This window comes from Pseudoflavonifractor phocaeensis (assembly GCF_016901955.1).
Classification (GTDB): Bacteria; Bacillota; Clostridia; order Oscillospirales; family Oscillospiraceae; genus Flavonifractor; species Flavonifractor phocaeensis_A.
The window spans coordinates 1-10,585 of sequence record NZ_JACJLC010000092.1 but is presented as its reverse complement, the minus strand read 5'-3'; the positions used below and the strand labels follow the sequence as shown (position 1 = coordinate 10,585).

9 protein-coding genes are annotated in these 10,585 nt (G+C 60.2%); 5 read left to right on the top strand and 4 right to left on the bottom strand.

Going from position 1 to position 10,585, the window contains the following annotated elements; translation table 11 throughout:
- A partial coding sequence (locus H6B51_RS14635; RefSeq protein ID WP_204884391.1) for an S-layer homology domain-containing protein occupies positions 1-665 on the bottom strand: 665 nt, incomplete at its 3' end.
- Between the two features lie 107 nt (positions 666-772).
- The gene (locus H6B51_RS14630; protein WP_204884390.1) at positions 773-1,987 is read right to left on the bottom strand and encodes an NADP-dependent isocitrate dehydrogenase; all 1,215 of its coding nucleotides are present in this window, start codon (positions 1,985-1,987) and stop codon (positions 773-775) included.
- 179 nt (positions 1,988-2,166) lie between these two features.
- On the opposite strand from H6B51_RS14630, the gene H6B51_RS14625 reads away from it, so the two are divergent.
- The 5 genes from H6B51_RS14625 to H6B51_RS14605 all read left to right on the top strand — a co-directional run bounded on the left by H6B51_RS14625 (position 2,167) and on the right by H6B51_RS14605 (position 7,081).
- Positions 2,167-3,486: an MATE family efflux transporter gene (locus H6B51_RS14625; RefSeq protein ID WP_204884389.1), complete on the top strand. Its 1,320-nt coding sequence runs from the start codon at positions 2,167-2,169 to the stop codon at positions 3,484-3,486.
- Positions 3,487-3,557: 71 nt separating this feature from the next.
- Positions 3,558-4,571 (top strand): aspartate--ammonia ligase, encoded by a 1,014-nt coding sequence (gene asnA / locus H6B51_RS14620; RefSeq protein WP_204884388.1) that lies wholly within the window; start codon positions 3,558-3,560, stop codon positions 4,569-4,571.
- A 339-nt stretch (positions 4,572-4,910) separates the two neighbouring features.
- Complete coding sequence (locus tag H6B51_RS14615) at positions 4,911-6,272, top strand: short-chain fatty acid transporter (RefSeq protein WP_204884387.1); 1,362 nt, start codon at positions 4,911-4,913, stop codon at positions 6,270-6,272.
- Between the two features lie 148 nt (positions 6,273-6,420).
- Positions 6,421-6,831: a DUF3842 family protein gene (locus tag H6B51_RS14610; RefSeq protein ID WP_204884386.1), complete on the top strand. Its 411-nt coding sequence runs from the start codon at positions 6,421-6,423 to the stop codon at positions 6,829-6,831.
- Positions 6,832-6,898: 67 nt separating this feature from the next.
- Positions 6,899-7,081 carry a hypothetical protein gene (locus tag H6B51_RS14605; protein WP_204884392.1) on the top strand — a complete coding sequence of 61 codons (183 nt, stop codon included), beginning with the start codon at positions 6,899-6,901 and terminating at the stop codon, positions 7,079-7,081.
- A gap of 67 nt (positions 7,082-7,148) precedes the next feature.
- Here H6B51_RS14605 and H6B51_RS14600 read toward each other — a convergent pair whose 3' ends face one another.
- Together H6B51_RS14600 and argS are read right to left on the bottom strand one after the other, a co-directional pair.
- Positions 7,149-8,426, bottom strand: a complete 1,278-nt coding sequence (locus H6B51_RS14600; RefSeq protein WP_204884385.1) for a glycosyltransferase family 2 protein — start codon at positions 8,424-8,426, stop codon at positions 7,149-7,151.
- Between the two features lie 304 nt (positions 8,427-8,730).
- Positions 8,731-10,479, bottom strand: coding sequence for an arginine--tRNA ligase (gene argS, locus H6B51_RS14595; RefSeq protein ID WP_204884384.1), 1,749 nt, complete (start codon positions 10,477-10,479; stop codon positions 8,731-8,733).
- Positions 10,480-10,585: the final 106 nt, after the last annotated feature.

Genomic DNA, 10,585 nt, shown 5'->3' with positions numbered 1-10,585 from the left:
GGGGTAACTGTGGGCGTAGGCGTGGGGTTGGGCGTGGGCAGCTCCCGGTAGATCAGCACGCCCTTCTCCTCCAGCACGCCGTACAGGGTAGTATCCGCCCCCACCACCATGGTGTTGAGCAGGCCATAGGACAGCAGGGCCATATCCTTGCGCAGGAAGGTGTCCACCCGGTCATAGTCCCTGCCCTCCAGCAGATCGGCCTGGGTGGCGGTGGTGTAGGGGTCCCGCCAGTCCACCCAGTCATAGCCCATGCCCCGCAACATCAGCGTCAGATATTCCGCCTGGGAAATGTAGTTTTTGAAGCCGAAGGAGGTGGCGGACACACCGTTGCTGATACCCATGGCGTAGGCGTAGCCCACATAGGGGTCGCCCCAGCTGTCCACATCGGTAAAGGGATGGCTGTAGCCGCCGCTGAGGGCATCCTCCTTGCCGCCGGTAAGGCGGACCACCATGGTGATGGCCTCACCCCGGGTCATGGGGCGCTCCAGGCTGAAGTCGACCGTACCGTCGGCCAGGGTTCCGGAGCCGTCCAGCAAGCCATAATTGTACAACAGCACGGCACACTCCCGGGCGTTCCGGTCATAGTCCCCGGAAATGGCCCCGGCAGGCAGGCTCCCCACTAACAGAACCAAAACCAGCAAAATTGTCAGGATCCGTTTTTTCATGCTGTTCCCTCCTCCAATAAATTGAAAAGGGGGCGACCGGAAGGCCGCCCCCTTTTCATCATATCATTTCAGCCGCCCTTTCACAAGACTTTTCGGCCTGAAACCTCTTACAGGCTGGCCTCCAGCTTGGCCCGGATGGCTTTCAGGAAGTCCAGGGAGTTGACGCCCTGAGCGGGGGTCTCCCCTTCCCACAGGCCCACCAGGTCCTTGGTCATCACGCCGCCCTCGATGGTGGCGATGGTGGCCGCCTCCAGCTTGTCGGCAAAATCCACCAGGGCCTGGATGCCGTCCAGCTCCCCCCGCTTGCGCAGGGCGCCGGTCCAGGCAAAGAGGGTGGCCACCGGGTTGGTGGAGGTCTCCTCCCCCTTCAGATATTTATAGTAGTGGCGGGTGACGGTGCCGTGGGCGGCCTCGTACTCATACTTGCCGTCGGGGCTCACCAGCACGGAGGTCATCATGGCCAGAGAGCCGAAGGCGGTGGACACCATATCGCTCATCACGTCGCCGTCATAGTTCTTGCAGGCCCAGATAAAGCCGCCCTGGGAGCGGACCACCCGGGCCACGGCGTCGTCGATGAGGGTGTAGAAATACTCGATGCCCAGCGCGTCGAACTTTTCCTTGTACCCGGCATCGAAGATCTCCTGGAAGATGTCCTTGAAGGTGTGGTCATACTTCTTGGAGATGGTGTCCTTGGTGGCGAACCACAGGTCCTGCTTGGTGTCGATGGCATACTGGAAGCAGGAGCGGGCAAAGGAGCAGATAGAGCTGTCCTTGTTGTACTGGCCCTGGAGCACGCCGCCGCACTCGAAGTCATAAATAGTCTGGCGGAACTGCTCGGCGCCGTTCTCGTCGGTAAACACCAGCTCGGCCTTGCCGGGGCCGGGCACCCGGTACTCGGTGGACTTGTACACGTCGCCATAGGCGTGACGGGCAATGGTGATGGGCTTTTTCCAGGTCTTGACCACAGGGGAGATCCCCTTCACCATGATGGGGGCCCGGAACACAGTACCGTCCAGAATGGCACGGATAGTGCCGTTGGGGGACTTCCACATCTGAGAGAGCTTGTACTCCTCCACCCGCTGGGCGTTGGGAGTGATGGTGGCGCACTTTACCGCCACGCCGTACTTCTTGGTGGCCTCGGCAGAGTCTATGGTCACCTGATCGCCGGTCTCCTCCCGGTAGGGCAGGCCCAGGTCGTAATACTCGCACTTCAGGTCAATGAAGGGCAGCAACAGCTCGTCCTTGATCTGCTGCCACAGTACCCGGGTCATCTCGTCGCCGTCCATCTCCACCAGGGGAGTGGTCATCTGAATCTTTTCCATGGCTTCCTCCTCAAACAGGTAAACGTAACCGCAAATGTCAGAAAAAATTATACCTCCTGGCCGTCAAAAAGGCAAGCGGGAACTGCCCGCCGTTCTGTGGGTTTTACCGGTTGCGTCCTCTCCCGGAGCGGTAGTATACTTTTTTTACTGCAAAACCCAAGAGAGAGAGGAGAACCCCTTTGTTTTCCAAACAAGCCCTGAAAAAACTGATCGTCCCCCTGATCATCGAGCAGTTTCTGGCGGTGATGGTAGGCATGGCCGACATCATGATGGTGTCCTCCGCCGGGGAGGCCGCCGTATCCAGCGTGGCCCTGGTGGACCTGATCAACGTGCTTATTATCAATGTATTCGCCGCCCTGGCCACCGGCGGCGCCGTCATCTGCGCCCAGTCCATCGGGGCGGAGGACCTGCCCCGGGCCAACCGGGCGGCCAATCAGCTGATATACATCGTCTCCGCCGCCGCTCTGGTCATCATGGCCCTGTGCCTGGCCTTCTGCCGCCCCCTGCTGGGGCTGCTCTTCGGCCAGGTGGAGCCCGCCGTCATGGAGGGGGCTGTGACCTACTTTATCATCTCCGCCCTGTCTTACCCCTTTATCGCCCTGTACAACGGCTGCGCCGCCCTGCTGCGGGCCATGGGCAACTCCCGGGCCTCCATGTGCGTCTCCGCCTGGATGAACGGCCAGAACGTGGTGGGCAACGCGGTCTTTGTGTTTGGCTTCGGCCAGGGGGTGGCCGGAGTGGCTCTGTCCTCCCTGCTGTCCCGGATGGTGGCCGCTGTCATCATGCTGACCCTCCTCCACAGCAGGCACAACCCGGTACGGGTATCCGGCTTGCTCCGATTCCGGCTGGACCCATCCATGATGGGCCGCATCCTCTCCATTGGAGTGCCCAACGGCCTGGAAAACTGCTTCTTTCAGTTGGGCCGGGTTCTGCTGGTCAGCCTGATCTCCACCTTCGGCACCGCCCAGACCGCCGCCAACGCGGTGGCCAACAACATCGACAACTTTGGCGTGATTCCCGGCACCGCCATGGGCCTGGCCCTCATCACGGTGGTGGGCCAGTGCGTGGGGGCGGGGGCCTGGGACCAGGTGCGCGCCTATACCGTCAAGCTGGTGAAAACCACCTATCTCTTCACCTGGGCCCTGAACGGCATCCTGCTGCTGGGGCTCCCCTTGATCCTCCGGCTGTACAGCCTGACCCCCGAGACCAACTGGTACGCTACCGTCCTTATCCTTATCCACAACGGCTGCGCCATGCTGTTCTGGCCCATGGCCTTCACCATGCCCAACGCCCTGCGGGCCACCGGGGACGTGAAGGTGCCCATGATCATCTCTATCTGCTCCATGCTCATCGTCCGGCTGGGGTGCAGCTACATCCTGGGGGTCCACTTTGGCCTGGGGGTCATCGGGGTGTGGATCGCCATGGTGGGGGACTGGATCGTCCGCATCTGCTTTTTTGTGCTGCGGGCCCGGAAAAAGCTGTGGCTGGCCCATCGATGAGGGCTTGTGTCACCGGCACTTTTCTTGTATAATGTGGTACATTGTAACATCAACAGAAGGAGTTGTTTCCCATGCTGCAAACCGTTATCCCCCAGGGGTACGCCCCCTGTCTCAATCTGTACGACACCCAGAAAGCCATCGGTCTGCTGAAGCGGCTGTTTGAGGACACCCTGGGGGGGGCCCTCCATCTGCGCCGGGTGTCGGCCCCCCTGTTCGTGGAGGCCTCCACCGGCCTCAACGACGACCTGAACGGGGTGGAGCGCCCCGTCTCCTTCGACATTCCCGACGCGGGCCGGGACGCCCAGGTGGTCCACTCCCTGGCCAAGTGGAAGCGGATGGCCCTGTACCGCTATCAGTTCTCCGTGGGCGAAGGGCTGTACACCGACATGAACGCCATCCGCCGGGACGAGGAGCTGGACAACCTCCACTCGGTGTACGTGGACCAGTGGGACTGGGAAAAGGTCATTGCCCCCCGGGACCGGAACGTGGACTACCTGAAGGACACCGTGCGCACCATCGTGAAGGCCATGGCTGAGACCCAGGCCACCCTCCGCTCGGTGTTCCCCCAGCTCACCGCCCTGCCCCCCCTGGACACCGACGTGGCCTTTGTCACCACCCAGGAGCTGGAGGATCAGTTCCCCGACCTGTCCCCCAAGGACCGGGAGGACGCCTGGGTGAAAGATCACCCCACCACCTTCCTGATGCAGATCGGCGGGGCTCTCAAGTCCGGCAAGCCCCACGACGGCCGGGCCCCCGACTACGACGACTGGACCCTGAACGGGGACATCCTGGTGTGGAACCCGGTGCTTGGCCACGCCTTTGAGGTGTCCTCCATGGGCATCCGGGTGGACCCGGCGGCCATGGACCGGCAGCTCACCATCGCCGGCTGTGACAGCCGCCGGGAGCTGCCCTTCCACAAGATGCTGCTGGAGGGCAAGCTTCCCCTGACCATCGGCGGCGGCATCGGCCAGTCCCGGCTGTGCATGCTGCTGCTTGGCAAGGCCCATATCGGCGAGGTGCAGGCTTCTGTTTGGGACGAGCAGACCATCCAGGCCTGTCAGGACGCTGGGGTTATCCTGCTGTAAGTCCATCCCAGAGCGGTAGGACCAAATATATTTGTGATGACAGGTTCTACGGACAAATATTTATCGTCAATTTACACAACATCCGCCTCCCGTTTTCGGTAAACCCGCTTTCCAGTGTTGGTTCATCTTCCGATGAGCCAACACTTTTTTTGTGATGCAATCCAATTTTTTTAGAAATTAAATTTTATTTCAGGATATTTTTTCCCTTTCCGCCGCACTTCGTGTTTTTAACCAAAACTACCCATTCTAGGTTGACAAATCCCGGCAACAAGACTATAATGCAGCTGTGTTTGGTGGGATCATATGTGTTCTGAGAGATTTGTGTGAGGAGGAATTCGTATGTTCAAAAAGTTTACCAACGGCTGCGTGCGTGTGGTCAACCGTTGGCTGCCCGATCCCTTCCTGTTTGCTATCATTCTGACCATCGTGGTCTTTATCGCCGCCATGGCCGGCACCCAGCAGGGCCCCCTGGAACTGGTCTGGGCCTGGGGCGGCAAGGGCGCTACCAAGGACGGCTTCTGGAGCCTGCTGGCTTTCGCCATGCAGATGGCTCTGGTGCTGGTGCTTGGCTCCGCCATGGCTTCCGCCAAGGTTTGTAAGCGGGCTCTGGGCGCCATCGCTTCCCTGGCCCACAACAAGCGCTCCGCCATCCTGATCACCACCTTCGTGTCCACCATCTGCTGCTGGCTGAACTGGGGCTTTGGCCTCATCGCCGGCGCTCTGCTGGCCCGCGAGGTTGCCAAGCGCGTGAAGGACGTGGACTACCCCCTGCTGATCGCCGCCGCCTATTCCGGCTTCGTGATCTGGCACGCCGGCCTGTCCGGCTCCATCCCCCTGCAGATTGGCGCTGCCGGCGGCACTGAGATCCTGGGTGTCAACTACTTCGCCCCCACCGGCGACACCATCTTCCACCCCATGAACCTGCTGATGGTGGTCGTGATCCTGGTGCTGATGCCCTTCGTCAACTACGCCATGCACCCCGACAAGGAGCACACCATTGTGGTGGATCCCGCCCTGCTGGTGGATGAGGCCGAGCGGGAGTACAAGATCGAGACCCCCGCTGACAAGATCGAGCACAGCCGCATCCTGTGGGCCATCACCCTGATCCTGGGCTTTGTGTACATCGTGTACTACTTCGTGCAGAAGGGCTTCAACCTGGACCTGAACATCGTCAACATGATCTTCCTGTTCCTGGGCATCCTGCTCCACGGCGACCTGCGGAAGTATGTGGACGCCATCAGTGACGCCGCTGCCGGCGCCGCCGGCATCCTGCTCCAGTTCCCCTTCTATGCCGGCATCATGGGCCTGATGGTGGCCGCCAACGCCGACGGTGTGTCTCTGGCCTCTATCATCGCCCACTTCTTCACCAACATTTCCAACGATGTGACCTTCCCCGTGCTGACCTTCCTGTCTGCCGGTATCATCAACTTCTTCGTGCCCTCCGGCGGCGGCCAGTGGGCGGTCCAGGCCCCCATCGTTATGCCTGCCGCCACCGAGATGGGTGTGGAATACGGCCGGGCCGCCATGGCTATCGCCTGGGGCGACCAGTGGACCAACATGATCCAGCCCTTCTGGGCGCTGCCCGCCCTGGGTATCGCAGGCCTGTCCGCCCGCAACATTATGGGTTATCTGGTGATTGTCACCATCTTTACCGGAGTGGTGGCCTGCGGCGGCTTCCTGCTGTGGGGCATGTTCTTCTAAAGAACGCCCCAATGACCCACCAACCAAACATACTGAACATATGGATGACCGGGAGCGCCATGAGGTGCTCCCGGTTTTTTTGTCCCCATTGTATCCCGCTCCCCCCTGTGGTATGATAGGGGCATATAGAGAGAAAAGAGGGATGCCAATGGAACTGTTAGTGATCGATGGCCAGGGAGGCCGCATCGGACAGCAGCTGGTGCGGGCCATCACCACCCGCTATCCACAGTGCCGGGTCTTTGCGGTGGGCACCAACAGCATGGCAACGGCGGCTATGCTGAAGGGCGGTGCCTACCAGGGAGCCACCGGAGAGAACGCCCTGAAGGTGGCCTGCCGGAAGGCGGACGTGATCCTGGGACCATTGGGCATCGTCATTGCCGACGCCCTGCTGGGGGAGATCTCCCCGGATATGGCGGTGGCGGTGGGTCAGTCCCCCGCCAGAAAGATCCTCATCCCCATGAACCAGTGTGATAATACCGTGGCCGGTGTGGCTGAGCTGCCGGTGGGCAAGCTGCTGGACAGCGCCCTGGCCGAGCTGGACAAGCTGCTCCGCGGCTGAGCCCGGCATAGAATGGCCCGGCGGAGCGCGCCCGCCCCGCCCCATCCAACGGCAAGGGAGGGCTCCTGTGAAGCAGCTGTTCCAATGTCTGATGCAGGTGCAGAACGTAGTCACACTGATTCTGACCATTGCCTTTCTCCATCTGGCCATCACCGGCAAGGTGGCCGCCGACCAGTTTCTCACCATCTTCTCGGTGGTCATCGCCTTTTATTACGGCAGCCAGAGCCAAAAAAACGCATCGGGCTCATAGAAATATCGCGCCCCTGTATTCCGCTTTGGAATACAGGGGCGCGACTTTATGTTCTGTATTGGTCCGGTCAGCTCATACCGCCCACCCGCTTGGCGGAGGTATGGTAGATGGGCTTCCACTCCACCTTCTTCACCAGGGCAGCAATAGAGATGGGGATATAAGTAAACATGAAAATGGGGAAGGTGAATACGTAGAATACCTTTTGAAGGGCGCTGGCCTGGATGTGCTTCCACTCGGACAGCACGGTAAGCAGACCGTAGATCAGCAGACCCAGATAGAAGTTCCACAGGGTGGACATCATGAAGCCGCCAGCGGCGTTAATGACTCGAGCGGCCATGTAGGTGGGCTGGGTCAGACAGGTCAGCAGAATCAGGCCGTTGAACAGTAGAGTAGCCAGAGTGAGCAGCATTCCAGGGGCCACGGTGACAAACATATCGTAGCAGGAGGTACCCAGACGGCCCCGGCGGAAGCACCCCCGCAGCAGGGGCAGGGTGTACTCCTGGTCCACCTGATAGAAGCCCTTGGACCACCGCAGCCGCTGATCCCAGGACTGGCGGAAGGTGGTGGGCTGCTCATCAAACACCACCGCCTTGTCACAGTAGCCGATCTTTCGGCCCTTGATGGCGCAGTCTACCGAGAACTGGATATCCTCGGTGAGCAGGTGGAAGGGCCAGCCCCCATTGGCCTCGATCACACGGGCGGACACCAGGAAGCCGGTGCCCGACACGTGACAGTTGGTACCCAGCAGGGTACGGGGGAAGTTGAGGAACCGGGCCTCCCGCAAAAACCAGATGGAATAGCCGGCGGAGATCCAGTTGTCCCCGAAGTTCTTGGAGTTGCGATAGCAGGTGACGGCATCGTAGCCCCGGTCAAAGGTACGGTTCATCTCGGCCACAAAGTTCTCATCCACCAGGTTGTCGGCGTCAAAGACAAAATAGCCGTCGTAGTCGTCCTTCCCCTCCGCCTTCAGCTGGCGGAAGAGGTAGTCCATAGCGTAGCCCTTGCCCTTGTTCTGCTGGTCAAACCGCTCGTACACCATGGCTCCCGCCCGGCGGGCAACCTCGGCGGTGCCGTCGGTACAGTTATCCGCCACCACATACAGGTCCAGCAGCTCTCTGGGGTACTTCTGATGCCTCAGGCTTTCCAGCAGCTCGCCGATGACCCCCTCCTCGTTACGGGCGGACACAATCACGGCAAACTTGTGGAGCTTGGAGGGCTGATGGCTGTCCCGCCACCGGCGGTACACCAAGCCCACCACCACATAGAGGCCCTGATAGAGATACAGCAGGGTAAAGAACAGCATGACGCCAAAATTCAAAATATCCAACAGATCCAGCATGGTCATTTCTCGTAATCCTCCATCCATGTCATCCGAAGGGACTGCCGGCGGTGTGCCCGTCAGCTATGCCATGGATATGATACCACGCTTTGAAAAGATTACAAGAGTGTTACATACTAATTAACAGAAGGTTAAGAGAAAATTTTTGTTTCTTTTATATAAATGTAAGAATTGCACGACTCGTTCACAATTCCTTCAAAATTCACCACTTTACTATGTTATCTAAAACATGCCTGCAGTATTCCATCCTTTTCCTTCACTTTTACAAAAAAGGGGGCGCGCTTACGCGCGCCCCGCAGGGAAGTCCATGTTACATTTTCTCGGGGGCAGTAACGCCGATGAGCGCCAGGCAGTTGGCGATGACCGCCCGGACGGTGTCGGCCAGCTTGAGCCGGGCGGACAGCAGGGCGGGCTCCTCCCCCTTGATGTGGCACGAATTGTAGAATCGGTGGAACTCCCCGGCCAGGGTGACCAGGTACCGGTTGATGTGGGAGGGATCGTAGTCCCGGGCGGAGATGCGCACCGTCTCGGGCAGCTGAGACAGGGTCTTGATGAGAGCCTTTTCCTCGGCGGTGGCAAAGAGGGCGGCGTCCACCCCGGCGGCGTCGGGCACCATGGCCCCCTCCTCCGCCAGACGGCTCACCAGAGAGCAGATCCGGGCGTGGGCGTACTGGACATAGTACACCGGGTTGTCAGAGTCCTGCCGCACCGCCAGATCCAGGTCGAAGTCCAGGGCGGAGGTGGAGGACCGGGAGTTGAAAAAGAACCGGGCGGCGTCCACGCTCACCTCGTCCAGCAAATCCCGCAGGGCAATAGCCTTGCCAGACCGCTTGGACATGCGGACAGGCTGGCCGTCCTGGAGCAGGTTCACCAGCTGCATGAGCACCACCACCAGCCGGTGGGAACCATCCAGGCCCAGTCCATCCAGAGCGGCCTGGAGCCGGGCCACGTGACCATGGTGGTCAGCACCCCAAATGTTGATGGCCTTGGAGAATCCCCGCTTCTCCAGCTTGTTGCGGTGGTAGGCGATGTCGGCGGCAAAATAGGTATAGAACCCGTTTGCCCGGCGGAGCACGTCATCCTTCAGATCCAGCTTGTCCACCTGCTCCTGGGTCTTGCCCTCGGCCAGGAACTTCTGCTTCAGCAGGGCGGTGGTATTGAGCCACAGGGCCCCATCCTTTTCGTAGGTCCAGCCCTTGTCAGCCAGCATGCCCACAGTCTCGGCCACATAGCCGGAGTCGTGGAGGGTGGACTCCAGGAACCACTCGTCATACTCGATCTGATAGCGGCGGAGATCGGCCTTCATCTTGGGGATATTCACCGACAGGCCATACTGGGCCATGGCCTCCTGCCGCTCCTCCTGGCTCTTGTCCTTGTAGGAGTCGCCATGCTGATCGTAAAAGGCCTGGGCCAGCTCCTTGATGTCATCCCCGTGGTAGCCGTCCTCAGGGAAAGGATAGTTCTCCTCTCCCAGCACGATCTGAAGGTACCGGGCCTCAATGGACATGGCAAACTTGTGGATCTGGTTGCCGGCGTCGTTGACATAGAACTCCCGCCACACGTCGTAGCCAGCCCGCTCCAGCACGGCGGCCAGGGCGTCGCCCAACACGCCGCCCCGGGCGTTGCCGATGTGCATGGGACCAGTGGGGTTGGCGGAGACAAACTCCACCATCACTTTTTCCCCCTTGCCCTCGTCCACCTTGCCGTAGGTGTTGCCCTCGGCCTGGATGTCAGTCAGGACCTGGCCGTACCACTTGCTGCCCAGAGTAAAGTTGAGGAAGCCGGGGCCGGCAATCTCCACCTTTTCAAAGAAGGTTCCCTCCAGCTCCAGGTTGTCCACAATGGTCTGAGCGATCTGCCGGGGGGCCTTGTGAAGAGCCTTGGCTCCCGCCATGGCAAAGGAGGAGGCATAGTCCCCGTGGGTAGGATCCTTGGGGATCTCAATGGTGGCCTTTACCTCTGCGCCGCCGGGCAGCAGGCCCTGGGCGGCGGCCTTCTCATAGGCCGCCTGGGTGAGAGCGGCCACCTGCTCCCGGGCCGCCTGGATCATATTGGACATTTTTATGACCATTCCTTTCCGCTGCGCTGCAAGGCACCAAAGGGTATGAAACACAGGAGCCTCTAACGCAGCAAGTCGTAATTTGTTAGAATATGCTTGAGGAAGC

Excerpts from the sequence above, each read along its gene's own strand:
- H6B51_RS14630 (WP_204884390.1), bottom strand. The coding sequence starts at position 1,987 with ATGGAAAAGATTCAGATGACCACTCCCCTGGTGGAGATGGACGGCGAC.
- asnA (WP_204884388.1), top strand. The coding sequence starts at position 3,558 with ATGCTGCAAACCGTTATCCCCCAGGGGTACGCCCCCTGTCTCAATCTG.
- H6B51_RS14615 (WP_204884387.1), top strand. The coding sequence starts at position 4,911 with ATGTTCAAAAAGTTTACCAACGGCTGCGTGCGTGTGGTCAACCGTTGG.
- H6B51_RS14610 (WP_204884386.1), top strand. The coding sequence starts at position 6,421 with ATGGAACTGTTAGTGATCGATGGCCAGGGAGGCCGCATCGGACAGCAG.
- H6B51_RS14600 (WP_204884385.1), bottom strand. The coding sequence starts at position 8,426 with ATGACCATGCTGGATCTGTTGGATATTTTGAATTTTGGCGTCATGCTG.
- argS (WP_204884384.1), bottom strand. The coding sequence starts at position 10,479 with ATGTCCAATATGATCCAGGCGGCCCGGGAGCAGGTGGCCGCTCTCACC.